This is a genomic window from uncultured Nitrosomonas sp. (assembly GCF_902826915.1).
In the GTDB taxonomy this organism is placed as follows: domain Bacteria; phylum Pseudomonadota; class Gammaproteobacteria; order Burkholderiales; family Nitrosomonadaceae; genus Nitrosomonas.
In genome coordinates this window covers 1-26,936 of sequence record NZ_CADEGP010000018.1, presented here as the reverse complement: position 1 = coordinate 26,936, position 26,936 = coordinate 1, and the positions used below count along the sequence as shown (strand labels likewise).

22 protein-coding genes, 1 tRNA gene and 2 pseudogenes are annotated in these 26,936 nt (G+C 42.0%); 23 read left to right on the top strand and 2 right to left on the bottom strand.

Features of this window, described 5'->3' with window-relative positions; all coding sequences use genetic code 11:
- Window positions 1–6 precede the first annotated feature (6 nt).
- The 20 genes and pseudogenes from QZV86_RS04970 (at window position 7) to QZV86_RS04880 (ending at window position 22,075) form a co-directional block, all read left to right on the top strand.
- Window positions 7–930: a M23 family metallopeptidase gene (locus QZV86_RS04970; RefSeq protein ID WP_295624638.1), complete on the top strand. Its 924-nt coding sequence runs from the start codon at window positions 7–9 to the stop codon at window positions 928–930.
- Window positions 931–1,158: 228 nt separating this feature from the next.
- On the top strand, window positions 1,159–3,891 hold the full coding sequence (gene secA, locus QZV86_RS04965; RefSeq protein WP_295624636.1) for a preprotein translocase subunit SecA: 2,733 nt from the start codon (window positions 1,159–1,161) through the stop codon (window positions 3,889–3,891).
- Window positions 3,892–4,107: 216 nt separating this feature from the next.
- A complete protein-coding gene (gene petA / locus QZV86_RS04960; RefSeq protein ID WP_295624634.1) occupies window positions 4,108–4,719 on the top strand; it encodes a ubiquinol-cytochrome c reductase iron-sulfur subunit in 612 nt (203 codons plus the stop codon).
- On the top strand, window positions 4,720–5,967 hold the full coding sequence (locus tag QZV86_RS04955; RefSeq protein WP_295624632.1) for a cytochrome bc complex cytochrome b subunit: 1,248 nt from the start codon (window positions 4,720–4,722) through the stop codon (window positions 5,965–5,967).
- 4 nt (window positions 5,968–5,971) lie between these two features.
- Window positions 5,972–6,685 (top strand): cytochrome c1, encoded by a 714-nt coding sequence (locus tag QZV86_RS04950; protein ID WP_295624664.1) that lies wholly within the window; start codon window positions 5,972–5,974, stop codon window positions 6,683–6,685.
- A gap of 49 nt (window positions 6,686–6,734) precedes the next feature.
- Complete coding sequence (locus QZV86_RS04945) at window positions 6,735–7,334, top strand: glutathione S-transferase N-terminal domain-containing protein (protein WP_292921466.1); 600 nt, start codon at window positions 6,735–6,737, stop codon at window positions 7,332–7,334.
- Entirely contained in the window at window positions 7,331–7,753 is a 423-nt protein-coding gene (locus QZV86_RS04940) for a ClpXP protease specificity-enhancing factor (protein ID WP_295624628.1), read from the top strand. The genes QZV86_RS04945 and QZV86_RS04940 overlap by 4 nt, the downstream gene beginning before the upstream one ends.
- Window positions 7,754–7,785: 32 nt before the next feature.
- Window positions 7,786–7,861: transfer RNA gene (locus QZV86_RS04935), tRNA-Thr, on the top strand.
- Window positions 7,862–8,182: 321 nt separating this feature from the next.
- Window positions 8,183–9,253: a site-specific integrase gene (locus tag QZV86_RS04930; protein WP_295624625.1), complete on the top strand. Its 1,071-nt coding sequence runs from the start codon at window positions 8,183–8,185 to the stop codon at window positions 9,251–9,253.
- Window positions 9,250–10,344, top strand: a complete 1,095-nt coding sequence (locus QZV86_RS04925) for a hypothetical protein (protein ID WP_295624623.1) — start codon at window positions 9,250–9,252, stop codon at window positions 10,342–10,344. Before QZV86_RS04930 ends, QZV86_RS04925 begins: the two co-directional genes overlap by 4 nt.
- Window positions 10,345–10,521: 177 nt before the next feature.
- Window positions 10,522–10,803 carry a hypothetical protein gene (locus QZV86_RS04920; protein WP_295624621.1) on the top strand — a complete coding sequence of 94 codons (282 nt, stop codon included), beginning with the start codon at window positions 10,522–10,524 and terminating at the stop codon, window positions 10,801–10,803.
- A gap of 2 nt (window positions 10,804–10,805) precedes the next feature.
- A complete protein-coding gene (locus QZV86_RS04915) occupies window positions 10,806–10,958 on the top strand; it encodes a hypothetical protein (protein ID WP_295624619.1) in 153 nt (50 codons plus the stop codon).
- Window positions 10,951–13,431 (top strand): DUF3987 domain-containing protein, encoded by a 2,481-nt coding sequence (locus tag QZV86_RS04910; RefSeq protein ID WP_295624617.1) that lies wholly within the window; start codon window positions 10,951–10,953, stop codon window positions 13,429–13,431. Before QZV86_RS04915 ends, QZV86_RS04910 begins: the two co-directional genes overlap by 8 nt.
- Before the next feature lie 100 nt (window positions 13,432–13,531).
- A complete protein-coding gene (locus QZV86_RS04905; RefSeq protein ID WP_295624615.1) occupies window positions 13,532–13,966 on the top strand; it encodes a DUF5681 domain-containing protein in 435 nt (144 codons plus the stop codon).
- Window positions 13,950–14,117 carry a hypothetical protein gene (locus QZV86_RS04900; RefSeq protein ID WP_295624614.1) on the top strand — a complete coding sequence of 56 codons (168 nt, stop codon included), beginning with the start codon at window positions 13,950–13,952 and terminating at the stop codon, window positions 14,115–14,117. Before QZV86_RS04905 ends, QZV86_RS04900 begins: the two co-directional genes overlap by 17 nt.
- Window positions 14,118–14,367: 250 nt before the next feature.
- Window positions 14,368–14,445, top strand: a pseudogene (locus QZV86_RS13785) ((2Fe-2S)-binding protein); the annotation flags it as partial.
- A 40-nt stretch (window positions 14,446–14,485) separates the two neighbouring features.
- Window positions 14,486–16,948, top strand: a complete 2,463-nt coding sequence (locus QZV86_RS04895; RefSeq protein WP_295624612.1) for a type I restriction-modification system subunit M — start codon at window positions 14,486–14,488, stop codon at window positions 16,946–16,948.
- Window positions 16,942–18,213, top strand: a complete 1,272-nt coding sequence (locus QZV86_RS04890; RefSeq protein WP_295624610.1) for a restriction endonuclease subunit S — start codon at window positions 16,942–16,944, stop codon at window positions 18,211–18,213. Before QZV86_RS04895 ends, QZV86_RS04890 begins: the two co-directional genes overlap by 7 nt.
- A gap of 15 nt (window positions 18,214–18,228) precedes the next feature.
- The gene (locus tag QZV86_RS04885; RefSeq protein WP_295624608.1) at window positions 18,229–21,318 is read left to right on the top strand and encodes a type I restriction endonuclease subunit R; all 3,090 of its coding nucleotides are present in this window, start codon (window positions 18,229–18,231) and stop codon (window positions 21,316–21,318) included.
- The gene (locus QZV86_RS04880; RefSeq protein WP_295624606.1) at window positions 21,305–22,075 is read left to right on the top strand and encodes a SprT family zinc-dependent metalloprotease; all 771 of its coding nucleotides are present in this window, start codon (window positions 21,305–21,307) and stop codon (window positions 22,073–22,075) included. Before QZV86_RS04885 ends, QZV86_RS04880 begins: the two co-directional genes overlap by 14 nt.
- Here QZV86_RS04880 and QZV86_RS04875 read toward each other — a convergent pair.
- Window positions 22,054–23,205 carry an IS4 family transposase gene (locus QZV86_RS04875; RefSeq protein WP_295624604.1) on the bottom strand — a complete coding sequence of 384 codons (1,152 nt, stop codon included), beginning with the start codon at window positions 23,203–23,205 and terminating at the stop codon, window positions 22,054–22,056. The genes QZV86_RS04880 and QZV86_RS04875 overlap by 22 nt on opposite strands.
- Window positions 23,206–23,427: 222 nt before the next feature.
- Between QZV86_RS04875 and QZV86_RS04870 the strand changes: the two genes are divergently transcribed.
- From QZV86_RS04870 to QZV86_RS04860, 3 genes are all read left to right on the top strand, one after another.
- Entirely contained in the window at window positions 23,428–23,592 is a 165-nt protein-coding gene (locus tag QZV86_RS04870; RefSeq protein ID WP_295624602.1) for a hypothetical protein, read from the top strand.
- Window positions 23,573–24,178, top strand: coding sequence for a hypothetical protein (locus tag QZV86_RS04865; RefSeq protein WP_295624600.1), 606 nt, complete (start codon window positions 23,573–23,575; stop codon window positions 24,176–24,178). The genes QZV86_RS04870 and QZV86_RS04865 overlap by 20 nt, the downstream gene beginning before the upstream one ends.
- 415 nt (window positions 24,179–24,593) lie before the next feature.
- A complete protein-coding gene (locus tag QZV86_RS04860; protein WP_295624598.1) occupies window positions 24,594–24,854 on the top strand; it encodes a hypothetical protein in 261 nt (86 codons plus the stop codon).
- Between the two features lie 253 nt (window positions 24,855–25,107).
- Here the strand turns inward: QZV86_RS04860 and QZV86_RS04855 are convergent.
- Window positions 25,108–26,054 (bottom strand): annotated as a pseudogene (locus QZV86_RS04855) (IS1595 family transposase).
- Window positions 26,055–26,936 lie beyond the last annotated feature (882 nt).

Here is a 26,936-nt window from a genome sequence, read left to right as displayed (position 1 = left end):
TAAAGCATGAATATTATTTTTATTTCTAGTAATACCGAGCGTGCGCGCAAGCTGACACTCACACGACCACTTATTATATTATTGTTAGGTATTTTTTCTGTCATAGTTGTGATAGTGGCTCTGGGGTTGAATTTTGTTTCGCTGCGTTACGCTGACAAAATTGATGCTCCATTATTAAGAGCAATTTTGGTTAATCCGCAAGAAGAAAGACATCAGAAAATTCAAGCCCATCTGCAAGATAATCTCAATATTATGGCCAGTAAAGTTGGACATATGCAAGCACAATTAATTCGCCTAGATGCCTTGGGTGAGCGTTTAGCGGAGTCTTCAGGAATCAAATCACGTGACTTTTTGTTTAAAGAGGCACCGGGACAAGGTGGACCAAGGAGTAGTCTCGATCTTTCAGTGGGTCAGTTAACGGTTGGGGAGTTTGACGGCATGCTTCAGGAATTGTCCAATATGCTTGACGAAAGAGCCGATAAGCTCGGGGCTCTCGATTCGTTATTGCGTTATGGCAGGATAACTAAATTTGTTTTACCTTCTGAGATGCCGGTTGAAACAAGTTGGCATTCTTCTGGTTTTGGTTATCGGATTGATCCTTTTACCGGGAAGAGAGCATTTCATGAAGGTGTAGATTTTGCGGCAAAAACAGGCACGCCGATAAAGGCTTCTGCTAGTGGAGTAGTGATCTATTCGGATCGTCATCCTGAGTATGGTAATATGGTTGAGATTGATCATGGCGATGATTTGGTGAGTCGATATGCACATGCATCAAAGCGAATAGTAAAGCTTGGGGAAGTTGTATTGCAGGGCCAAAAAATAGCTGAAGTTGGTAGTACAGGGCGTTCTACCGGACCACATTTGCATTTTGAGATTCGTCACAAGGATAAACCGCAAAATCCAGCCAAATTTCTGAGAAAGCCGAGTTGAGCCTTAATAGGTCGTTGAAAAAAGCTTTCTAGGAAGTGAATGCGAGGTAATAACGGGTGAAGGAGTGCTTAATAACCTAGTAAAGCATTCTGAGCCCGTTTTTAACGCCAGCCCAGATAGTTATTCAACGGCCTGTTATATTCCTCAGGGATATTGCAGGGCGAGAGAGAAGCTCATTCTTCGTTTCTTAACTGATTGTTCAAATATGGAATTATAAGAGACTTATTTATGTTAGGTAATCTACTCAAGAAAGTTTTCGGTAGTCGTAACGACCGGATGATTAAACAATATTCTCAGGTCGTGCGCGCTATTAATGAAATGGAATCGGTTATTTCGGATTTATCGGATGCAGATTTGCGTGCCAAGACGGATGAATTTAAGCGGCGTATCCAAGATGGTGAGGTATTAAGTGATTTACTACCGGAAGCATTTGCTGTGGTGCGAGAAGCTGGCAAACGAGTGTTGCAAATGCGTCATTTTGACGTACAGCTTATCGGCGGTATGGTATTAAACGAGGGTAATATTGCAGAGATGCGCACGGGTGAGGGTAAAACGCTTATGGCCACTTTACCGGCTTACTTAAATGCGCTGTCGGGTAATGGTGTGCACGTTGTTACCGTGAATGATTATCTGGCAAAACGTGATGCCGATTGGATGGGGAAAATTTATCAGTTCCTTGGGTTGAGTGTCGGCGTTATTTATGGGCAGATGTCTTATGCTGATAAGCAGGCTGCTTATGCCGCAGATATCACCTATGGTACGAATAATGAATATGGGTTTGATTATTTGCGTGACAATATGGTGACGCACACAAATGAACGAGTGCAACGCGCACTTAATTTTGCGATTGTGGATGAGGTGGATTCAATCCTGATTGACGAGGCACGCACGCCATTAATCATTTCAGGGCAGGCGGAAGGTGATACAGAAATCTATATACGTATCAATGCATTGATTCCCAAACTCATACGTCAAGAAGCGGAAGACAGTCCAGGTGATTATAGTGTCGATGAGAAATCTCATCAGGTTACATTAAGCGAATCTGGTTTTGAGCACGCTGAAAAATTATTAGCATCTGCTGGATTATTGAAACAAGGAACTAGTCTTTATGATCCAGCCAATATTAATTTGATCCATCATGTAAACGCAGGTTTGCGTGCACATGGTTTATATTTTCTGGATCAACATTATGTTGTGCAGAATGATGAGGTGGTGATCGTTGATGAATTTACCGGACGTTTGATGGCTGGACGCCGTTGGTCCGATGGATTGCATCAAGCTGTAGAAGCGAAAGAGGGGGTGGTTATTCAAAAAGAGAATCAGACGCTTGCTTCCATCACTTTTCAGAATTATTTTCGTATGTACCAGAAACTATCTGGTATGACAGGAACAGCGGACACGGAAGCAGCCGAGTTTCAGCAAATCTATGGATTGGAGACCGTTATTATTCCGACGCACAAGGCAATGATTCGTGATGATCGGATGGATTTGGTATTTCGTACCACAAAAGAGAAGAATGAAGCCATTATTCTAGAAATCAAAGAATGCTATGAGCATGGGCAGCCGGTGCTGGTAGGTACGACATCCATTGAAAGCAACGAATTACTATCTAAGCTGTTGGAGCGAGAAAAGTTGCCGCATCAAGTTTTGAATGCCAAACAACATGCGAGTGAAGCGAGTATCGTCGCGCAAGCTGGACGACCTAAAATGGTTACAATTGCTACCAATATGGCAGGTCGTGGAACTGATATTGTGCTGGGAGGGAATCCAGAACCAGAAATTGAACGGATACGACATGATGAAAAGATAAGCGAGGAAGCTAAACTAAAGCAAATTAGTGAAGTTTCGGAGAAATGGAAAGAAATTCACGAAGAAGTCTTGAGGAATGGAGGATTACATATTATCGGCACTGAGCGGCATGAGTCGCGTCGGGTGGATAATCAATTGCGTGGTCGATCGGGCAGGCAAGGTGATCCAGGTTCCAGTCGTTTTTTTCTTTCGTTGGAAGACCCACTGCTTCGAATATTCGCTTCTGATCGTGTTGCAAATATTATGACGCGTTTAAATATGCCCGAAGGGGAGGCGATCGAGCATCCTTGGGTTACAAAGGCTATTGAAAACGCGCAGCGCAAAGTCGAAGCAAGAAATTTTGATATGCGCAAGCAATTGCTGGAATACGATGATGTCGCCAATGATCAGCGGCAAGTGATTTATCAGCAGCGCAATGAATTATTAGAAGCGGAGCAGAATATTTCGGAAACCATCACAGCGGTTCGTGAGAGCGTATTGAATGATTTATTCAATGTGTATATACCACCGCAGAGCGTTGAAGAGCAATGGGATGTGGCCGGACTTGAGAAAGCGCTTGTGACAGATTTTCAGTTACACTTTCCAGTGAGAGAATGGCTTGAGCAGCAACCTGATTTGCATGAAGAAAGTTTGAATCAGCGAATCATTGATCTGGCCAATAAAAAATATCAGGAAAAAGTTGATGCGGTTGGTGCAGAAATAATTCATCACTATGAACGTGTTGTAATGTTGCAAATTCTTGATTCTCATTGGCGAGAGCATTTGGCGGCATTGGATCAATTGCGTCAAGGCATACATCTCCGCGGTTATGCGCAAAAGAACCCAAAACAAGAATATAAGCGGGAAGCTTTTGGACTCTTTACTAATATGCTTGAAGAAGTCAAGACCGTAGTAACAAAGATACTGCTGACGGTTCAAATAAAAAGTGAACAACAAGTGGAAGCGGTGACAGAGACACTGCGGTCGCCAGAGAATGTTCAGTATCATCATGATAATTATGATGAGATAACTGGAGAAGAATCAGGTAGAAGCAATGTTGAGGCCGAAAAGAATCAGCCATTCGTGCGTAATGACGAGAAAATAGGGCGTAATCAACCATGCCCCTGTGGCTCTGGTAAGAAGTATAAACAATGTCACGGAAAGGTTAAGTAATGAGCTTGTAAATAATACATACACAGCTTTTTTACTTGACTCTCAGACAGAGCAACCTGCATAGAGTTTTTTATAATCCTTATAATGATTGTGGTATACTGCGCGCTTTTGAAACAAGCATTGGCGAATAAATTAGCAGAAGCGATGGGGATCTAGTAAAAATTCCCTTTTATTGATAGGGTTGCGTGAAAAAAATTACTGATGGAATGATTGAATATGATGGCAGATAGTTTCAGCATAAGTGAGAAGATGAGCGGCAGAAGAAAATTTTTAGTCGCGGCAACTTCTGTAGCTGGTGGTGTTGCGGGCGCTGCGATAGCAACGCCTTTTTTGTTAAGTATGATGCCGAGTGAGCGCGCTAAAGCAGCAGGGGCTCCGGTAGAGGTAGATATATCAAAACTTGAGCCTGGCATGCTGTTGATGGTCGAGTGGCGAGGTAGGGTGGTGTGGATTTTGAGTCGTACACCAGAAATGTTGGAAACTCTGGGAAAATTAGAAGATGAATTGGCTGATCCGAATTCGGAGAAAAATCAGCAACCGGAATATGCGAAAAATCGCACGCGATCAATCAAACCCGAAATACTGGTTACCGAAGGTATCTGCACTCATTTAGGCTGCTCTCCCGTATTTAGAAAAGATATTGCGCCCGCAGATCTGGGGCCTGATTGGTTGGGTGGTTTTTTCTGTCCGTGTCACGGTTCAAAATTTGATTTGGCGGGTCGTGTTTATAAGCATGTGCCGGCTCCAACAAATATGGTTGTACCTCCTCATGTTTATTTGAGTGATAGTCGTCTTTTAATTGGATCTGAAAGCGAGGGATCTGCGTAAATGAGTAATTTATTTAATTCCATGATCGAGTGGATTGATAAGCGTTTTCCATTGACATCAAACTGGAAAGCTCATCTTTCTGAATACTATGCGCCAAAGAATTTTAATTTCTGGTATTTCTTTGGTTCATTGGCTTTGCTGGTATTAGTTAATCAGTTAATTACCGGTATTTTTCTAACCATGAATTATAAGCCGGATGCTAGTCAGGCTTTTGCGTCGGTTGAATATATCATGCGTGATGTGGATTACGGTTGGTTAATCCGGTATATGCATTCTACCGGTGCATCGATGTTCTTTGTCGTGGTCTATCTTCATATGTTCCGTGGAATGTTGTATGGTTCATATCGTAAACCGCGGGAGCTCTTGTGGTTGGTCGGCATGTGTATATTCTTTGTGCTGATGGCCTTAGCCTTCACCGGATATATCTTGCCATGGGGACAAATGTCTTACTGGGGAGCGCAAGTAATTGTCAGTATGTTTGGAGCAATACCGGTCATCGGAGACACCCTTCAACAATGGCTTTTGGGTGATTTTACCCTTTCAGATGCAGCACTTAATCGTTTTTTTGCTTATCACGTCGTAACGTTGCCATTGGTTTTGTTGGTCTTAGTATTTGTGCATATTCTTGCTTTACATGAAACCGGATCAAATAATCCTGATGGGATTGAAATAAAGGAAAATAAAAATCCATCAACGGGAATCCCTGTTGACGGCATACCCTTTCACCCTTATTACACGGTTAAGGATATTGTGGGCGTCGTGGTGTTCCTGTTTATATTTTGCGGGATTATTTTCTTCGCGCCTGAAATGGGCGGATACTTCTTGGAATATAACAATTTCATACCTGCCAATACGTTACAAACACCTGATCACATTGCGCCCGTCTGGTATTTCACGCCGTATTATTCAATGTTGCGTGCTGTCACTGTCAACTTTCTGGGGATAGAAGCAAAATTATGGGGTGTAATATTGATGGCGGGATCCGTGGTGATTTTCTGTTTATTGCCGTGGTTGGATCGGAGTCCTGTTAAATCAGTGCGCTATAAAGGTCCTTACTTTAAAATCGCTTTGACATTGTTTGTTATCAGCTTTTTCGTATTGGGCTGGTTGGGAACGAAATCACCAACTCCCTTGTATACACTGCTAGCGCAAATCTTTACCGTGATATATTTTGCATTCTTTATTTTGATGCCATGGTATAGCAAGATTGATAAAACCAAACCTGAGCCAAAAAGACTACAAGAGTAAAAAAATGAAGAAAATAACCATTGTTGCTATATTAATCTTATGCATGGCTCCATTTAGTGTGTATGCTGCTGAATCTGGCATGCCATTAGAGCGGGCTCCAGTAGATATAACTGACAATGCTTCTTTGCAGCGCGGTGCAGAAAGCTTTGTTAATTTTTGTTTGACATGCCACGGTGCGAGTTATATGCGTTATAACCGTCATCGTGATATTGGCTATACCAATGAAGAAATACTTGAAAAAATGGTCCATACAGGGCAGAAAGTTGGCGATTTGATGTTGTCTGCTATGCGCACTAAAGAAGCTGAGGAGTGGTTTGGTGTAGTTCCGCCTGACTTGTCAGTCATTGCACGGTCAAGAGGGGCCGATTGGCTGTATACTTATTTAAAAGCTTTTTATCGTGATGATGCGACCGGAACTGGATGGAATAATTTGGTATTTGATCGCGCCGCGATGCCTCATGTGCTTTATCAATTGCAGGGTGAGCAAAAACTGGAAGTGAATGGTGATCAGAAGAGTTTGTTGCTGGATAAACCAGGTCAAATGACTGGGGCAGAATTTGATAAATTTGTAGGTGATTTAGTAAATTATCTAGTCTACTTGGGTGAACCACATGCCAATGAACGAAAAGAATTAGGTGTTAAGGTGATGCTTTTCCTGCTGGGTATGTTGGTATTGTCTTACTTCCTGAAGAAAGAATATTGGAGAGATATTCACTGACGTCGTTTGCCACATATATAAAATAGCCTAGAGTCAGAGAATAATAGTTATGATGACGTTATATTCAACAATTACTTGTCCATACAGTCATCGTTGCAGAATTGTATTGCACGAGAAAGATATGGACTTCCAAGTGATTGATGTCGACCCTAATAATAAATCAGAAGACTTGGCGGTAATGAGTCCATACGGGAAGGCGCCGGTGCTGGTGGAACGTGATCTGGTATTGTATGAATCAAACATTATTAATGAATACATTGATGATCGTTTTCCACATCCGCAATTAATGCCAGCTGATCCGGTTATGCGTGCTCGCGCACGATTACTGCTGTATCGTTTTGAGGAAGAATTATTTTGCCACATTGATGCTTTTGAAGGCATCGATCAGAAAATAATAGACAAGGCACGAACCGTTATTTCTGATAATTTAACGATCATCTCACCAATTTTTGAGAAGCAAAGATTTATGTTGGGCGATGAATTTTCTATGCTTGATGTTGCGATAGCACCGCTGCTTTGGCGCTTAGAACATTTTGGAATTCGCCTTCCCAAACAAGCAGCGCCATTATTAAAATATTCTGAAAGATTGTTTAGCCGACCGCTATTCATTGATGCATTGTCAGCCTCAGAAAAAGTAATGCGAAAATGACGACTAACTCAACTAAGCCTTATTTAGTTCGTGCAATTTATGATTGGTGCTTAGACAGTGGTTTTACGCCTCATATTTCCGTGCAAGCGTTTCCGGAATTGTTTGTTTCAAAGGAATATATTAAAAACAACGACATCGTATTTAATATAAGCGTAAATGCTGTGCAAGAACTCATTATTAATAATGATATTGTGAGTTTTACCGCAAGATTTAACGGCATGGCAAGAAAACTGGAGATACCAATCAATGCTATAAAAAGTATCTTTGCCAAGGAAGTGAATCAAGGTATCACTTTTTCTGATGAAAAAGAAGGAGATCAGGAAGCTATGAGTGCTATCAAGAATAGTAATTTAGATCAGAGATCTAAGGTAAGTCAGGAAAAAAGAATACGTAAGCCAAAGCTTAGAATAATCAAATAAATTTATTCATTTGAAATTATTCTTACTCAACTGCCGGCATAGCTCAGATGGTAGAGCAGCTGATTTGTAATCAGAAGGTCCCGAGTTCGATTCTTGGTGTCGGCACCATTAAAACAATAACTTAGTAATAAAATAAACTGACAGTATCTAGTATTGGGGCAATAGTGGGGCACTAGCAAATAATAAAGTGCAATACTTATGCCCCATTTTTATTTTGGCATTTTTATAGAATCGCACCACAAAAGCCACAAAAGCACCCCTTTTTATTTTCAATTACCCCATGAGTGTCCTTATAAAAAATAAATATATATTAATATATTGATTAATAGCATTATTAATTCATATTTATTATGATTGATAATCAGATGTTGTTATTTATTGCGCTTTGTTGTAATCTGCTTGCAGTGTTTAATCACATGCGAGGCAATTATGGCAAATATAGAAGAACGGATTTCTAATGATGGAAAAACAAGCTATCGAGTCAAGATACGCTTAAAAGGATTTCCCATCCAGTCTGCTACATTTGAGCGTAAAACTGATGCTAAGAAATGGGCGCAACAAACAGAATCGGCAATTCGTGAAGGCCGACACTTCAAAACAACGGAAGCTAAGCGTCACACTCTGGCCGAATTAATAGATCGCTATTGTCGGGAAGTTTTACCAAAAAAGAAAAGTGCAAAAGACCAAGCCCAGCAATTGGGATGGTGGAAGTCAGAGATAGGTAGTTATTCGTTAGCTGATGTAACAAGCGCATTATTGGGACAATGCAAAGACAAATTAGGTCGAGAAATCACTGTACGTAATAAACCTCGTTCATCGGCAAGCGTAGTGCGATATTTAGCCGCGCTATCTCATGCTTTTACTATTGCGGTAAATGAATGGGGCTGGCTAGAAGATAACCCCATGCGTAAAGTAACCAAACCCCAGGAATCACGCGGACGGGTTCGTTTCCTATCCGATGATGAGCGTATAAGCTTATTAAAAGCCTGCAAGGAATCCAGCAATCCCTATCTTTATAGTGTTGTTGTGCTGGCATTATCTACCGGAATGCGTCAAGGTGAAATAATGGGTTTAACTTGGGAAGTGGTAGATTTAAACCAAGGTCGTGCGATTCTGCATGAAACCAAGAATGGTGAGCGCCGTGCCGTGGCAATTACTGGCCATGCTTTGGAATTAATAAAAGAGCTTTCCAAAGTTCGCCGAATTGATTGCAATTTACTTTTTCCAGCCAAGCAAAATACGCCACAAAAGCCTATGGATTTACGATCGCCCTGGGAAACAGCCGTTAAGAAAGCAGAACTTCAAGACTTTAAATTCCATGATTTGCGCCATAGTGCAGCATCATACCTTGCAATGAATGGGGCAAGCCTTGCGGAAATTGCCGAAGTGTTGGGGCATAAAACTTTGCAGATGGTAAAGCGTTACGCCCACTTAAGCGAAGGGCATACTGCGCGTGTGGTTGCCTCTATGAATGACAAGATTTTCGGGGATGCGGTATGAACAAGCCTAGTAGCGTAACTATGCAGCAGGCAATCCAAGAAGCAAATAAAGAAGTAGAGCATTTTGTTTCTGCTGAAACTGACTCGATGTTGCGCGATTCTCTTGTCAGAGGAATTGATCTTTCCATTCGCAACATCGGTGACTCTATCGAGAATGGCTCTATTGAAGGTTCGGTTATCAAGGAAAATGATGGTTCCCCTGATCCGCTGCAATCAACCATCACGAAAGATGGGATGACACGTCTCATTGAATCTGTCAGGCGTTCATTGGAGAAAACAAAGGCAGTGTACGTGTATCAACGCGCCCCAGAGAATACATCAGCCATACACGCGGGTTACATTTTTGTTACTTTCTCTATCAGGAAAGAATGGGATTTGTGGGCGAGAAAACAGCAACTACTTGCTAATGAAGCAATATCACTCATGAATGGCTCAGATCCTAAATCGTGGGAAGAATACAGGGACGGGGCAAAGAATCTACCCGATGAGATGGTTTCTTCGATCAATCGATCCTTAAATTTAGCCGACAATGAAGGTTTTAACAACAAAACACCTAAGGAATGGCTTACATGGGGACGTAATCACGATCTAGATAAGCCAATGCTTAAATCTAAGGATTGGCTAGAGGCACCCGACGTATGCATGTTCTATCTGTTTGAGACTGCCGTGATGGAAATATTAGAACCTTCTGGACACACAGACTCTATAAAAAAAACTATCAAAAGTGAAAACGGGAAATCAGAAATAGAAACAGAAAATACGAAACCTAATACAGAGTTGATACCTGACGAACCATTAAAGCCGGAAATATACGACTTATTTGACGCGATGAACAAAGCGGGAATTACTGCTTTGTTTGAAAAGGTTACACAAGATAAATGGAAAATACATTTTGAAAGAGCCGCACGCAACGGCTTAAAGTGTGCCCGCCAAGGCGATGTCCGACCATTCCAATACAATCCGGCAAAAGTTGCAGATTGGCTTGTCACTGAAGGGCTATGCACTCGTGAATATGCAGATCGTAAATTAAAAAACAACCTGCCTAATCGTAGCAAAGATATGAAGCATGTTATTACGGGATATTTTGATTAATTCCGCCACATTCCCGCCAAGTTATTATAGCGAATGAGCCCTACTTCCGCCATTTTCCGCCAAAACACCGCCACTTTTCCTCCGAATTATTACCATACAAATCATTGTGTTAGATTTTACTCAAGTTTAACGGTGCAACATTGCCCCGCAACGAGCAGATTTTAGGAGTCAAACGCAATGCAAGAGACTATAGCTTCACAAGCGATTAAATCCGCTTACCCTGATTTACCCCCACAACCACGCACTTTGTTAACCGTTCGCCAATTCAGCGATAAGCATCATGCATTCACACAAGGCGCAATTCGCAATTTAATTTTTCTCGCTGAAGATCGCAAGACTTCAAAAGGCATTATCAAAGGTAATGGATTGAATATTGCCCTAATAAGAATAGGCAGAAAGCTGCTAATTGATGAGGTCAAGTTTTTCCAGTGGATTGATGAGCAACAAGGGGGTAAGTAATTATGCGCCCAATTAATCCGAAAAGACCCAGAAGAAAAGCCGCCGGAACTGTCCAAAGCATCACGGCGACTTCTCAAGTAAAACATAAGCATTTTACCATGTTGCTTAATCGCTATGCCATTTTGAAAAATAGCGGGGACAATAACGATGAATAAGCTTAACAAATCAATATCCGCACCTAAACAGTACAGCCACAGATTCGCAACTAATCTTGAATATGCACTGGCCTATGCAGAAATCGGCTGGCACATATTTCCATTATGGAACACTGAGAGCGAGCAATGCCGATGCGGTGATTTAAAGTGCATGCAAGCCACTCACAAAGCTGGAAAGCATCCTCATGGTCGCTTAGTTCCACGTGGTATGGATGAAGCCACAACCGATGTAAAGATCATTCGTAAGTGGTGGACTACCGATCCCGAAGCAGGCATGGGCGTAAACCTGAAAAAATCTGGCTTGATGGCGGTGGATATTGATCCGCGTCATGGTGGAAATTTTACAATTGAGCAGATCGAAGCGAGACATGGCGCGATTACTTCGGACGTGGTGCAAATGACACAGGGCGGCGGGTGGCATCGTGTGTTTGCTTATAGTGGCAGGGATGAGTTGAAAGACTTGGGCGGTGGCGTTGATATAAAGCATAACGGATATATCGTGCTTGAGCCAACACTGGGCGGACAAGGCGCCTATTCATGGCAGGAATTGGAAGCTGACCCATTAGAAGGTGTTAAACCTTCACCGATGCCGCTGAATCTGTTTAACCTCATTCGCAAGTCAGTGAATGAAAAAGCCGAAGCCATGCAAGGCGAACAAGTGATGACGGCGGGATTATTTGCTGACATTGAATCCGCACTTGAGTTTATATCGGCTGATCCATATCCGTTATGGGCGAATTATGCCCTTGCGCTTTATCCGTATGGTGAAGATGGCTTTAGCCTTTGGGACAAATGGTCGCAATCATCGGATAAATATGACGCACACGAAGCGCACAAAAAATGGCGGGCGTGTCGTAACACGCAAGGTAAAATCACTTATAGAACCATTCTGCATGAAGCCAAGATGCAAGGATGGATTAATCCTCACAATTCAACCACAGAAAGCAATTTAAGCTACTTTGACACAGGAGCAGATACCGCAACAGAGGATCTGGAATGGCAAGCTGTGATTAGTTTGGATGAAGCGGCATTGCCCGCATGGCCTTGTGAAATTTTTCCGGTTGAAATTCAACACTTCGTGAATGGTCTGGCTGAGTCTACCGAAACGCCAATTGAGATGGCATCCATGCTAGTACTAGCGGCAATATCAGCGGCGGTGGCGGGCAAGTACCAGGTACGAGTTAAGCAGGATTACTTTGAACCGATAAATATCTGGGCATGTATTGCCTTACCCCCTGCAAATATCAAAACGGCAGTGCAAAAAGCAATCAACAAGCCTATTATCGAATGGCAAAAAGAACAAGCCATAAACTTAGCGCCGCACATCAAAGAGGCTGAATCTATACACGCTACGCAATCGGAAAAGATTAAAGAAAAGCGCAAACAAATTAAGGCGGTCATGGATGACACTATCGAATTTTCCAAATTGCAAAAAGATATTGTTAATTTCGAAGCAGCATTGCCAATTATTCCAACTACACCACAAGTGTTGGCACAAGATGTAACTACGGAACGGCTAGGTACATTAATGAGCTTGAACGATGAACGTATGGCGGTGATGAGTGATGAGGGCGGCATCTTTGAGACAATGGGCGGACGGTATAGCGGCGGTGTGCCAAACATTGATTTATATTTGCAAGGCCATGCCGGGGGATTTGTACAAGTAGATCGTGGTGGGCGGGCAAGCATAAGTTTATTCGCCCCTGCGCTGACCATTGGGCTGGCAGTGCAACCAGACGTATTGCGCGGCATCACTGCAAACAAATCTTTCCGTGGGCGTGGTTTGCTTGGCCGTTTTCTTTATGTTTTACCACATAGCTTGATTGGCTATCGTACAGGCAACACTAGCCCACTATCTGACGATATTAAAGCAGCTTATTCACGTGTCATTACTGCCTTGCTGAATCTAACAAAGAATAAAACTGGTGAGTTCACTACCGAACCCTACACGCTCAAATTGAAATCCGATGCTTATGAGGTATGGAAAGCTTTTTGGGATAGGAATGAAATCGCAATGCGTGAAGGTGGCGTGTTTTCCCATATTACCGATTGGGCAGGTAAATTATCCGGTGCAGTGATTCGTATTGCAGGCTTGTTACATTGCACCCGCTACGCCTTCGATCAACCTGCATTCTACGCAATCGGCAAACATGACGTGGAAGCCGCTATTAGCATGGCGGAAGTATTAAGCTTACATGCATTAGTAGCCTTCGACCTGATGGGGGCTGACCCTGCCCTAGATGGTGCGCGTCAAATATTACGATGGATTAAGCGCGAAGGTAATTCAGAATTTACTTTTCGAGATTGTCACCATGCCCATAAGTCACGATATAAGCGAGCTGCAGATATACAACCTGTAATCGACCTTCTGATAGAACGCCACTTTATACGGGCAAGGGTAGCAAAAAAGGTGGCACATAGACCCAGCCGAGATTTTGAAGTTAATCCTTCAATTCTGAGTGGTTCGTTATGACACACTTCTGTGGCTTTTGTGGTCGAGTTTCTACGGAAAAGAAAATAACAACACTACTCAAATCGCATTTAATTTTACTTGATAGAGCAGGAAAAAAACAATGATAACTACAACAGAAAAAAAGAAACGTGGGCGCTGGAAATCTGGTGAATCTGGCAATCCAAAGGGACGTAAGCCCGGTACTGGTGAAGTCGCTAAGCTTAGAGCAAGCATTGCAAAGGATGTGCCGGACATTATCAAGCAATTGGTAATCAAAGCCAAGGAAGGCGATGCCCAAGCAGCAAGGTTATTACTGGAACGTGTGTTACCCCCGATGAAACCGATTGAACAACATGTTGAGATCAACCTGCCAGAAAATGCTGATTTATCTACTCAAGGGCAAGCGATTTTTCAAGCTATTGGCACTGGAACCTTGACACCAAGTCAAGGAAACGCACTGCTGACTAGCTTAGGTACATTAGCAAGAGTTATAGAGTTGGATGAACTGGAAAAAAGACTAACGGCACTGGAGGATGCAAATGAGTCTAAAAAATAGGTTGATAAAATTAGAACAAGCACTTGAGACTCAAAATAAATCACTATGTGTGCTGATCCAATTTGATGATAAATGGACACTTGAGCAGAAGAAACAGCTTGCTCAGGCCGAATCAGCGAAACATCAAATAATAATAGTTAATTTTGTATGATAAAAACTTTGCGATGCTAAAAAACAGAATCAGGAAATTGGAATACAAGACAGGCATGAAAATCACAATTGAAGATATTATTCGGTTTATTCGTTGTAAAGATTCATTAAGTGCCAAAGAACAACGTCATATTATTTCTTCAAACTTATATCAGGAGTTATTCAATTCTGAAGCTCACGCTTTAGGATAAAGAAATTAGGTGGTGTTTTTATATATTACACTCGTTAGCCATTAATCAATTAAAGGTTAATGCTGTTTTATAGATAAAATACCTGGCTTCGAAGTTTGTGAGAGTTGGCTATTTAAGCAATCAGATATCGAAATTTAGATCTGATCGAAAAGTAGTAAATAAAGGATAGGAATAAAAAATGGCAATTAAGAAGACAGAATTATATTCATCCCTATGGGCAAGCTGTGATGAGCTTCGCGGGGGTATGGATGCATCGCAGTATAAAAACTACATTCTGACCCTTCTTTTCGTGAAATATGTTTCTGACAAATATGCTGGACAGAAGCATGCACCCATCTTTGTTCCGGAAGGTGGTTCATTCTCCGACATGGTTGCACAGAAGAATAAGAAAGACGTTGGCGATCAGCTTAATAAAATCATCGGCAAGCTGGCAACTGAGAATGACATGGCTTGGCTTTCCAGTCCAGACAACGATTTCAATAACGAAGAGCGTTTAGGTAAAGGCCAAAAAATGGTCGATAGGTTAACCAACCTCATCGGAATCTTCGAAAATATAAATCTCGGAAAAAATAAAGCCGAAGGTGATGATCTTCTCGGCGATGCCTATGAATATCTGATGCGCCATTTCGCAACAGAATCCGGCAAGAGCAAGGGGCAGTTTTATACACCATCGGAAGTGTCGCAGATTCTTTCCAAAATTCTGGATATCAGCAAAAAAACTCGTCAGGATGAAACAGCCTACGACCCAACATGTGGATCGGGTTCGTTATTGTTGAAAGTTAACGATGCGGCCCCTAACGGCTTAACGCTTTACGGGCAGGAAAACGATAACGCCACCGCAGCCTTGGCCAAGATGAATATGATCCTGCACGATAGCCCATCGGCTGATATCTGGCAGGATGATACTCTTTCTGATCCCCATTGGATCAATAATGACGGCAGCTTGAAAACCTTTGATTATGCCGTAGCCAATCCCCCGTTTTCGTCTAAGTCCTGGAGCAGCGGCATTAATGTCGCCGAGGATAAATATAAACGCTTTGAATACGGCACACCGCCAGAGAAAAATGGCGATTACGCCTTCCTCCTGCATGTCATTAAATCTTTAAAAAGCACCGGAAAAGGCGCGATCATTTTGCCTCACGGCGTGTTATTCCGTGGCAATGCCGAGGCGGATATCCGCCGCAATATCGTGCGTCAAGGTTATATCAAGGGCATCATCGGCTTGCCTGCAAACTTGTTTTATGGCACGGGCATTCCGGCTTGTATCATTGTCATTGATAAAGCAGGCGCAAAAGCCGAGCGACCGATCTTTATGATTGATGCAAGCAAAGGCTTTATGAAGGATGGCAATAAAAACCGTCTTCGCGCTCAGGATATCCATAAAATCGTGGATGTGTTTAATAAGCAGCTCGTGCTTGATCGCTTCTCCCGCCTTGTACCTTATGATGAAATTGTAGGTAAGAATGAGTTCAACCTCAATATTCCGCGCTATATAGATTCCAGTGAACCAGAGGATATTCATGACCTGAATGCCCACCTTAATGGCGGAATTCCAAAGCGGGATATTGATGTGCTTCAAAATTATTGGGACGTGTTTCCAAGCATGCGCAAAACTTTATTTAAAGATAGCGCCCGTGAAAATTATGCCGAGGCCTTGGTCGAAGCGAGAAACGTCAAAACCACCATTCTTGGGCATGATGAATTCACTGCTTTCAAAGCCAAAAGCTTGAGCCTGTTTGAAGGCTGGAAGTCAGAGCATGAAAGCGAGCTTTCGAATATAAGAGTCGGTGATAGTCCGAAAGAACTGATCTTCGATATTTCGGATATTTCGGAAAGCCTGCTCAGTAAATATACAAATGCCGAACTGCTCAGCAAGTACGATATCTATCAAATCCTGATGGATTACTGGGCAGAAATCATGCAAGACGATGTTTACATGATTGCTCAAGATGGCTGGAAAGCCGCCAATGTGGTGCGCCAATTGGTGCCGGTTAAGGATAAAAACGGCAAGGCCGTTTATAAAGAAGATCACGACTTCGAATTTGGCGCATCCAAAAGCAAAAAACGCTATAAAAGCGATATCCTTCCACCCGCGTTAGTCATTGCCCGCTACTTTGCAGATAAACAACAAAAACTTGATGAACTGCAATCCAATTACGAAGCCGCCACACAAGAGCTGGAAAGTTTTATCGAGGAAAATAGTGGCGATGAAGGTTTGATTGAAGCCACCAAAAACGACAGTGGCAAAATAAATCAAAAAGGGCTGAACGATCGCGTCAAAGTATCAAAAGATCAAGATGAAATTGTGGCGCTTAAGAAGTGCCTTGAGCTGGTCAATGAAGAATCCGCCTGTAAATTCGCCGTCAAAGCCGCTAAGGATGAACTGGATAATCTGGTCTTTAAGAAAATTCCGAACATTCCAGAGAACGAGTTAAAAGCCCTGATTGTAAATGATAAATGGTTTGAAAAAATTGAGAAGCAAATTATCGAAGAGATTGAGCGCATGACCCAGCAACTCGCCAATCGTGTCAAAACGCTGGAGGAACGCTACGCTGAGACTCTGCCGTCCTTGAGTAAGGATGTAGAAACCTATAGCGAGCTTGTCGAAGGCCACCTGAAAAAAATGGGACTGTCATGGTAAGGCCGGGATATAAACAAACAGAAGTCGGCGAAATTCCTGAGGATTGGGATTCTACAAAACTAGGTTATCTTGCCAATATACAACGCGGTGCATCACCTAGACCGATTAATAGCCCTGTTTGGTTCGATGATAATTCTAGTGTTGGATGGCTTCGAATTTCTGATGTTTCTAAAGCTAAAAAATATTTATATGAAACTACTCAGTTTCTATCACAAAAAGGAATTGAAAATAGTAGATATGTGGAACAAGATAATCTAGTAATGAGTATTTGCGCGACTGTTGGGAGACCAATTTTGACGCGACTAAATGTATGCATTCACGATGGATTTGTTGTATTCAAAACGATAACAGTCAGTAAAGAATATCTTTATTATGTTCTAAGTGACATTGAGAGAAACTGGTCTAAGCACGGACAAACAGGTTCTCAAATGAACCTAAATACAGGCCTCATAAATTCAACTTCAATTCCTCTTCCTCCTATAATAGAAGAACAAAAAGCCATCGCCAAAGCCTTATCCGATGTTGATGAATTGATTGTTTCGTTGGAAAAAATGATTGCGAAAAAGCGCGACATCAAAACCGCCACCATGCAACAATTCCTCACCGGCAAAAAACGCTTGTCGGGGTTTGGTGGTGAATGGAGTCTTATTCAAATAGAAAATAATGCTAATTTGAAAGCTCGCATTGGATGGCAAGCTTTAACAACGAAAGAGTATCTTAATTCAGGTGCTTACTATTTGGTGACTGGCACTGACTTTGCTGGAGGAAGAGTGAATTGGTCTACATGCCATTTTGTTGATGAATGGCGTTACGATCAGGACAGGAATATCCAACTTAAAAAAGGCGATGTTCTATTAACCAAAGACGGAACTATTGGGAAAGTTGGCTACGTTGATTACTTGGAGCTTCCTGCCACATTAAATAGCGGTGTTTTCGTAATCCGCCCAATTAATAATAAGTTTGATCCCTTATTTTTATACTATGTCCTCAGTTCAAGAATATTTGATGAGTTTATTGCCAAAATTACAGCAGGTTCAACAATTACACACCTTTATCAAAAAGATTTTGTGAATTTTGAGTTTCTTGCTCCTGATATAACAGAACAAAATGAAATCGCACTTATGCTAAATGCGATGGATGTCGAACTTGCGCACTTGACTGGGAAATTGGATAAAACCAAATCCATCAAACAAGGCATGATGCAGGAATTGCTCACTGGCCGCACGCGCTTGGTTGATGTGGCTCAGTTGTCGCAAGTTGCATAAAGCAAAGAGGATGTCATGAGCGCAATCGGCCAGAAAGAACGAGCAACACAAAGCAGGGTCGTGAAGCTGTTTCGTGATCACCTGAAATATGAATATCTCAGTAACTGGCAGGATCGTAGCAATAACAGCAATATTGAAAAAGGACTGCTCAGCAAATGGCTGTCTGGTCGCAGGGTTAGTGACGCCCTCATTAATAGAACTTTCCGTACTTTGGAACTGGCCAGTGCCTTAGGCGATGGCAAACATCTTTATGAGGCAAACAAGGAGGTCTATAGCCTGCTGCGCTATGGCGTTAAAGTTAAAGAAGGTGCTGGGGAGCAGAATAAAACTGTTTGGTTGATCGACTGGGATAATCCGCTTAACAACCACTTTGCTATCGCAGAGGAAGTCTCAATCAAGGGTGAAAATAAAAAACGCCCTGATCTTGTTCTTTACGTGAATGGTATTGCCCTTGGTGTTGTCGAGCTTAAACGCTCCAGCGTATCTGTGGGCGAAGGAATTCGCCAGAATCTGGATAATCAGAAAAAAGCTTTCATTCGTAATTTCTTCACCACGATGCAGCTTGTGATGGCCGGTAATGACACTGAAGGGCTTCGTTACGGAACCATCGAAACATCAGAAAAGCACTATTATCAATGGAAGGAAGAATTTGATAATTCTTTCGGAAATCCGCTTGATTTTCATATTAGCAGAATGTGCAGTAAAGAACGCCTCTTAGAAATTATTCATAACTTCATCGTGTTTGATGCGGGTGTTAAAAAGACCTGCCGCCATAATCAGTATTTTGGAACCAAAGCCGCTCAGGAGCATGTGAAGCGTAAAGAGGGCGGCATTATCTGGCATACACAAGGATCAGGCAAAAGCTTGACCATGGTGTGGCTGGCCAAATGGATACGCGAAAATGTTGAGGGTGCGCGTGTTTTGGTGGTAACGGATAGAACTGAGCTGGATGACCAGATTGAGAAAGTCTTCACCGGTGTTAACGAACAAATCTACCGCAGTAAAAGCGGCGCTGATTTAATCGGCACGTTAAACCAAACAAACACGTGGCTTATTTGTTCTCTGGTTCATAAATTTGGCAGGCAATCGGAAGATGAAAATGATAAAAACGCCGATGATTTTATCAATGAATTGAAAGCAAGCATCCCTTCAGATTTTAGCGCCAAGGGCAATATTTTTGTCTTTGTCGATGAATGTCACCGCACGCAGTCAGGCAAGCTGCATGAGGCCATGAAAGCCATTTTACCCAATGCCATGTTTGTTGGTTTTACAGGTACGCCTTTACTCAAAGCGGATAAGAAAAAAAGTATCGAGATATTCGGCAGTTTTATTCATACCTATAAATTCGATGAAGCGGTGGCCGATGGTGTGGTTCTGGATCTTCGTTATGAAGCACGGGATATCGATCAATATGTAACATCCCAAAAGAAAGTCGATCAGTGGTTTGATCTGAAAACCAAAGGCCTTTCAGATATGGCGAGGGCTCAGCTCAAACTGAAATGGGGCACGATGCAAAAAGTACTGTCCAGTCAGGACAGGCTAGAGCAAATCGTCAACGATATTTTGATGGATATGGAGACCAAGCCAAGGCTTATGGATGGCCGTGGCAATGCAATGCTTGTTTGCTCCAGTATCTATCAGGCCTGTAAGGTTTTTGAGATTTTTAATAAAACAGATTTCTCTGGGAAATGCGCCATTATTACGAGCTATCAACCTTCACCCGCTGATATAAAAGGCGAAGAATCTGGCGAAGGTCTGACTGAAAAACTTCGTAAATATGAAATATACCGCCGCATGTTGGCGCAGTATTTTGAAAAGCCTGAAGACGAAGCCATGTATATGGTGGAAGAATTTGAAAAACAGGTTAAGAAGAAATTTATAGAAGAGCCTGGGCAAATGCGCCTTCTTATCGTGGTCGATAAGCTATTGACTGGATTTGATGCGCCATCCGCGACATATCTGTATATCGATAAGGAAATGCGCGATCATGGTCTGTTCCAAGCAATCTGCCGTGTTAATCGTCTTGATGGTGAAGACAAGGAATATGGCTATATTATTGACTATAAAGACCTGTTTCACCGTCTTGAAGGTGCTATCGGTGATTACACCAGCGGTGCTTTTGATGCTTATGAAGCCTCAGATGTTGCCGGATTGCTGTCTGACCGACTGGAAAAAGCAAAGGAAAAATTAGAGGAAGCAAGAGAAACCGTTAAAGCGTTATGCGAACCGGTATTAGAGCCTAAAGGTCAGAAAGAATATATTCATTATTTTTGTGGTGATACTGCAAAACCCGATGATCTACGCGCTAATGAGGCAAAACGGCTTACTCTTTACAAATCTGTGGCAAGTTTACTAAGAGACTACGCGAACCTTGCTAATGAATTGGAGGATGCAGGTTATACGGCTGAGCAAGCAGCAAAAATCAAGCAGGAAGTTGAACGTTTCAATAAAATTCGCGAAGAAATTAAGCTGGCAAGTGGTGATTATGTTGACATGAAGCTTTATGAGCCTGCCATGCGTCATTTACTGGATACGTATATTCGTGCTGAAGGCAGTGAAGTGATTGCGGATTTTGAAGAACTTGGCCTAATCGATTTAATCGTGCAAAAAGGTTTAGGTGCCCTTGATTCAATGCCTGCATCTATGAAGGCAAATGAAGAAACGATGGCTGAAACTATTGGAAACAATATGCGCAAAGTTATCATTGATGAGCAGGCTGTTAATCCAAAATACTATGAAAAAATGTCCGAGTTACTCGATGCGCTTATCGAAGAACGCAGGCAACAGGCCATTGATTACAAAGAATATCTGGAAAAAGTAAAAGAACTGTCCATTCAGGTTGTTAATGCTGGAGGGATTGATCCTTCAGCCTATCCGAGCCCAATCAATACGCCTGCTAAAAAGGCACTCTATGATAATTTGGAAAAGAATGAAACATTGGCACTTCAGATCGATACTGCTGTGAGGCATACAAAAAAAGCTGATTGGGTAGGAAACCGGATAAAGGAGCGTGAGGTCGCTAAGGCAATCAGTAAAGAATTAGACGATGATAGCCTACTTGAAGTAATATTTGAGTTGGTGAAAAATCAATATGAATATCGCTAGTCAGTTCATCACAGTTTCTGATATTCCCGTTGAAATTGTTCGGAAAAATATCAAGAACATACATCTTGCTGTCTACCCTCCTGAAGGTAGTGTTCGAGTCTCAGTTCCTAGGCATATTACAAATGAAAATGTACGTCTTGCCATCGTCTCGCGCTTGTCATGGATAAAAAAGCGTCAGGAAGAATTCAAGAAGCAGCCTCGCCAAACTGAGCGTGAATATGTTTCAGGAGAAAGCCATTATTATCAAGGGAAACGTTACATACTTGAGGTTGTTGAACGCCAGGGAAAGCATGATTTGTCTCTGAAAAACAATTCAAGAATGATTCTGCATGTTTCTTCTGGGACAAGTAAGGAGAATCGGGCTTTAGTGCTAAATAACTGGTATCGCCGCCAAATCAAGAAAGTTATCCCTCAGCTTTTAAACAAATGGCAGCCAATAGTTGGCAAAGAAGCCAATAGTTGGGGTGTTAAGAAAATGAAAACAAAATGGGGAAGCTGCAATATTACTGATCGCCGGATATGGATCAATTTAGAACTCGCCAAAAAAACGCCAGAATGCCTTGAATATATTGTTGTCCATGAACTCGTTCATTTGCACGAGAGACTCCATAATGACAACTTCAAATGTCTTATGGGCAAATTTTTACCTAATTGGCGGCAGAGTAGAGATTTGCTAAAGAATGAACCGTTGGCTCATGAGGATTGGGGTTATTATCACTACTGTCCCGTTAACTTTCACACCAAGTCCATCTGGTAATTGTTAGCATTTTCATCTATGAGTGAATCCCCACGCAATAAAGCCATGAGGTCACGTTTTTCAAACAAATTGAGCTGCAATAATCGCAGAATTTGTTGCATGCTTTTGCTCATTTTTGACTGAAATTTGATGAATGCTAATAGCAAATATACGCATACAGCGATCCAAACCTGAGTCATGACTGCATTCTTGCTTGTCCCAACAAAAGTCTTGATTTTCAGATTCTGTTTAATCCATTTGAAGAACAACTCTACCTGCCAGCGTGCCTTATAGATATTAGCAATGGTTTTGGCTGATAACTTGAAATTGTTGGTTAGAAACACATAATGTTTGCCGGTTTCTTTGTCTCGGTAACCGATACGCCGCAGCTGAGTTGGGCATTCTTTTGCTGACTTCAAACCAGTGAACTTGATGATTTGATCACTGCTCAATCCTTTGTACTTCAAGACCGGCTCACGACTGACAACCTTGAATTTAGTGTTGGATTTGAGGCGAGTAATAAAGAATATCTTTTTCTCTGTCAATTGGTTGTACCAACCGTAATCGCAGTACCCCCTGTCAACAGCTACAATGCTACCATGGGGAAATTGCAGTGTACGGCCAATCTCAACATCACTGGTCTTGCCTTCCGTAATGGCGACAAACTCAGGAAGATAGCCGCTGTGATTCAATCCGACATGAAGCTTAATGGCGCTTTTTGTCGTGCGAAAATTTGCCCACGGAAAGACCGACAAACAAAGGTCTATGGTAGAAGTATCCAATGAATAGAGTGGGTTCTTGAAGCGAAAATTGTGGCCTGGTGTCATTCCCTGGCAACGACTTAATAACTTTCCCGCCAGGGACTCATATAACGCATAAGGTTTATCTTCGTTGATGCGAGACAAGTTGGAACGCGTCAACTTCACACTACCCAGATGATAGAGACGATGCGCCTGGACTGAGATATTTTCAACAATATCTCGCAAGCTCTTCCGTCCTGCCAATTGTGCCATCGCCAAGGTCACAAACTGCGACCATCTAGATGCAGTGCGGAATGAACGACCTGAATGATGTTCTTTTGCCAGAGTCTCAAACTCATGTCTCGGTACAAATTTTAGTATTTGTGAAAAGATCGTATTATAATGTGACATGGCCTGATTTCCTATATCGGTTCAACAAGTTATAAGCAAACTTATTATACCAATTTAAGCTGAATCAGGCCGCCTCAATTAGATGTTAACGGGACAGTAGTGGGTTATTATGCACTTGCTCAGATATCTGATCATATAAACATAACAATACTGTTGCGTTTAATTCCAAAGACATGGAAGATATGCAAAAAATAAATAATTATCTATTTGTGAAATAACGGCATGAGTAAATTTATAACGGTTCAATTGGAGTGGAGTTATTCTCCCGAAGATTATTTGGAGGAACCGATTTCAATTGAATTTGAAGGGGGAACTCTCGAAATCAAGGATGGGGTTGCGCTAGCAAACGTTACTCCTAAATTATTTCTTGAAAAAGCAAGATATTAGTAATGAATTAACTCGTAAAATAGAAAGCAGGTTGCATGCTGTTCAAATAATGACGCACCGCAGTTTCAAATTGAGCAAAGCATCTCGTTCCGACATTCAAGAAGATGGTAGTAAGCATCACTTTGTAGAGTTAGATTCTTTCGTAATGACTGTGATCGCTGGAGCAGTTGATTTAATTGTTCATGATAAAGACGAGAATGTTATTTTAGACAAAAAAAAGCGTCTCGATAATCAAAGTAAGTTTGCCGCCTTAGTTTATAAGCATAGAGCATGTGATGCAACTCTCGACCATATGCTCAAAAGTTATCAGCTGTCTGTGAGCGATCCTAAAAATGAGTTGGTGCATTTGTACGAAATTCGCGATGCACTTTCCAAAAATTTTAGTTCAGAGAATGCTGCAATTGCACAGTTAGGCATCACGAGAGATGAGTGGAATGATATGGGAAGAATGGCAAACTCCCTAACTATTCAGCAAGGTCGGCATAGGGGCGAAGCCATTCGCTTTCTCAGAAGCGCAGAGCCAGTTAAACTCGATGAAACGCGCAAATTGGCCGCCAGGTGGGTTGAAAATATCTTGATTTTCTAGAGAAAGTTTCACTAACATAACGTTCCAGCGGATGCTTGCATTGGCTGCGCCGATAAGGGTTGACGTTAGGTATCGCAGTCGCGAGTTAGCTACAAACGGGAAGAAAATATGACCGATCCGATGGAGGCAGTTAATGGACTTCAGGCAACTCTAAATGTAGGATCTGTGAAGCTGAGTTCATGCGAGACGCATGCAGATATCAAGATGTTGTTCGACCAGCCGAATGGAGTTGTCCCCTTTGAACGGACACATTACAGAACTTTGCGCTTGGTTAGATGCGGAGTGGTCAGACAGAAATACTTACAAGTTAATCAATTACGCGTGTTCTTTGCTGGACTCAGCAAGGTTGTGTCGATTATTGAGGCGTTAAGTGCAGCGCCTAGCAAACGTCAACATTATAACGGGGAGAATGGAGATGAAGAAAATAGTTTTAATTGCAGCATTAGTGTTATACGTTACTGCAAACGTAAATGCACAGGCTTGGCGGGTTTGTATTCCGGGTTCTATCGGCCCCGGTGGGTGTGACTCTATAGGTCCTGGAGGTGGACGTTCTATTGGGCCCGGTGGTGGCCAATCAATCGGTCAGGATGGTGGTAAGTCAATACTCCGTGATAGAAGCAGAGGATTAAACACCGACACAATGCGTCCATATCAAAATCCATATAGCAACTATTGAGTGCGATGATGAAGCGACTCACAATGCCTAATAACTCGGATAGTTTCCAAGGCTCAGATTTTATTTCTTACCACAATCAATACAATCTACTCGTGAATAGTATTTTTACGAACTTAAGACTTTAGGTGCGTGTGCATACAGTAATCTATTCTGGCGCTCTATCCGGTACATTTTTATTCCGGCATTGACACCTTGATTGGTGATACTTTTGTGGCTTTTGTGGGCAAGTTTGTATAGATATAAAATATCCTGATTACCAAGAAGTTTCAGCCAGTTTTAGCAGTCGTCCCGGCATGGGTGGCGTCTGAACTGATGCACGAACCAATCTAGGTACTATCGCATCGAGCTTAACCCCCGATTAAATCGATATTCAAATTCCGCCAGATAGCGTGGCAGATGTTTTGATTGAATCGCATGATAGGTTCCTTGCATCGCAGATTTAACATTGCCCAACAGGGTATTGATCCAGCGAAACGCCAGTAGCTCGACGCTTTTACGGCCACCTCCTGTTACAATGGCTTCATGCTTGATTCCAATATCCTGCAAGCCTTTAAAGGCCCATAAACCGTCTGTAATGACATGACTGTCCTTTTCTATCTGTTGCTGGCCCCAGTGTCTAATCTCTTCTTTCCGAAAGCCTTTAACCTTGTGCATTTTTATTCGAACAGGCTGACCTTCTTCAGTGGTTTCTACCGCCGCAACAAAGGGCGTTTTATTTTCACTGCCTCTTCCTCTTTTGCCGCCTTGCTTTTCTCCACCCCAGTAGGCATCATCCATTTCAACCCGACCTGACAGGGGTTGACTGCGTTCCCTTTCCAACATAACTTGCATCAACTTATGTTTGACACTCCAAGCAGTGTTATGCGAAACACCCAATTGTCGTGAAAGCGTCAAGGCAGATAAACCATTCTTATGCTGCGTAAGTAGATAACTGGCTAAGAACCATTTGCTTAATGGAAGCTTGGTCTGCTCATAAATCGTTCCCGACAATAAAGAGGTTTGATGATGGCAGCGATTACATTGAAAACACTTGCGGCTCTTGATCTCGCAAAATTTATCATAACCACATTCAGGACAACAAAATCCCTGCGGCCAACGGACTTTAAAAATAAAACTTCGACACTGCTGCTCATCCCCATACTCAGCCATGAAATCAGTTAAACTCAACCCTTTCTGGAATTGGACTTTGTTCTTACTCATAATCCTTCTCCTTATAGATTCAGTAGTTGTATTATCTATTCCGAGTTCAATACTGGCTGAAGGTTCTACGTAATCAGGTAAAATATTAACATGCAATCCACACCAAAATGATTAAGCTGGCTAGAACATGATACACATCTTGAACAAACGCAATTCTATATCAGACTTGATATTTTTATGGGGCACTAGTGGGACACTCACAGAAAAAATACTAGCAAAAACCACAACAAATGGCAATAACAGAAAAGCATTAACTATTTGATATAATTGTCTTAGTTTGTTGTCATGTGTTGTGAGTTATTCATTGCACTTGATTTGTAATCAGAAGGTCCCGAGTTCGATTCTTGGTGTCGGCACCACTCATGTTTTATTATTAAATACAGTAGTTTATGCATATCTCTATGTGGGTTTTTACGATTTGCATTATGTTAACCATACTCGTTGCGGAATCTTGCTTCAAATAAATATAAACTTTTATAATCAACAAGTTAATAGATTTTTTTAGACTTTTGGTTTGATAACTAGCACCCCTGACTAAAAATCAGATCATCTGTCGTTATAAATCACAGATTTTTTTATGTTTTCTTAGAAGTTGTATTTGGATTGGTTTGCAACGTGCAACTGTACACGTATATCTGCTCATCGTAGAATAAATTCCTTTATGCGGTCCGAAGGACAGAGCACCACGACTTTAGCTGTGGGTGAATGAGGAATTCAGTCAGTTGCGCAAGCAGGTGCTGTGCAGATTGGTTGGTCAATTCCGTGAGGAATTGTAATGCGCGAAGTGCGGCGAAGCCATGTAGAGCCACGGGTTTCTCGTGGATATCTACTTAGTCAGTCCTGCAAAACGCTTGGAGACCCTATAAATATTGGAATTCATGC

Excerpts from the sequence above, each read along its gene's own strand:
- QZV86_RS04970 (WP_295624638.1), top strand. The coding sequence starts at position 7 with ATGAATATTATTTTTATTTCTAGTAATACCGAGCGTGCGCGCAAGCTG.
- secA (WP_295624636.1), top strand. The coding sequence starts at position 1,159 with ATGTTAGGTAATCTACTCAAGAAAGTTTTCGGTAGTCGTAACGACCGG.
- petA (WP_295624634.1), top strand. The coding sequence starts at position 4,108 with ATGATGGCAGATAGTTTCAGCATAAGTGAGAAGATGAGCGGCAGAAGA.
- QZV86_RS04955 (WP_295624632.1), top strand. The coding sequence starts at position 4,720 with ATGAGTAATTTATTTAATTCCATGATCGAGTGGATTGATAAGCGTTTT.
- QZV86_RS04950 (WP_295624664.1), top strand. The coding sequence starts at position 5,972 with ATGAAGAAAATAACCATTGTTGCTATATTAATCTTATGCATGGCTCCA.
- QZV86_RS04945 (WP_292921466.1), top strand. The coding sequence starts at position 6,735 with ATGATGACGTTATATTCAACAATTACTTGTCCATACAGTCATCGTTGC.
- QZV86_RS04940 (WP_295624628.1), top strand. The coding sequence starts at position 7,331 with ATGACGACTAACTCAACTAAGCCTTATTTAGTTCGTGCAATTTATGAT.
- QZV86_RS04930 (WP_295624625.1), top strand. The coding sequence starts at position 8,183 with ATGGCAAATATAGAAGAACGGATTTCTAATGATGGAAAAACAAGCTAT.
- QZV86_RS04925 (WP_295624623.1), top strand. The coding sequence starts at position 9,250 with ATGAACAAGCCTAGTAGCGTAACTATGCAGCAGGCAATCCAAGAAGCA.
- QZV86_RS04920 (WP_295624621.1), top strand. The coding sequence starts at position 10,522 with ATGCAAGAGACTATAGCTTCACAAGCGATTAAATCCGCTTACCCTGAT.
- QZV86_RS04915 (WP_295624619.1), top strand. The coding sequence starts at position 10,806 with ATGCGCCCAATTAATCCGAAAAGACCCAGAAGAAAAGCCGCCGGAACT.
- QZV86_RS04910 (WP_295624617.1), top strand. The coding sequence starts at position 10,951 with ATGAATAAGCTTAACAAATCAATATCCGCACCTAAACAGTACAGCCAC.
- QZV86_RS04905 (WP_295624615.1), top strand. The coding sequence starts at position 13,532 with ATGATAACTACAACAGAAAAAAAGAAACGTGGGCGCTGGAAATCTGGT.
- QZV86_RS04900 (WP_295624614.1), top strand. The coding sequence starts at position 13,950 with ATGAGTCTAAAAAATAGGTTGATAAAATTAGAACAAGCACTTGAGACT.
- QZV86_RS04895 (WP_295624612.1), top strand. The coding sequence starts at position 14,486 with ATGGCAATTAAGAAGACAGAATTATATTCATCCCTATGGGCAAGCTGT.
- QZV86_RS04890 (WP_295624610.1), top strand. The coding sequence starts at position 16,942 with ATGGTAAGGCCGGGATATAAACAAACAGAAGTCGGCGAAATTCCTGAG.
- QZV86_RS04885 (WP_295624608.1), top strand. The coding sequence starts at position 18,229 with ATGAGCGCAATCGGCCAGAAAGAACGAGCAACACAAAGCAGGGTCGTG.
- QZV86_RS04880 (WP_295624606.1), top strand. The coding sequence starts at position 21,305 with ATGAATATCGCTAGTCAGTTCATCACAGTTTCTGATATTCCCGTTGAA.
- QZV86_RS04875 (WP_295624604.1), bottom strand. The coding sequence starts at position 23,205 with ATGTCACATTATAATACGATCTTTTCACAAATACTAAAATTTGTACCG.
- QZV86_RS04870 (WP_295624602.1), top strand. The coding sequence starts at position 23,428 with ATGAGTAAATTTATAACGGTTCAATTGGAGTGGAGTTATTCTCCCGAA.
- QZV86_RS04860 (WP_295624598.1), top strand. The coding sequence starts at position 24,594 with ATGAAGAAAATAGTTTTAATTGCAGCATTAGTGTTATACGTTACTGCA.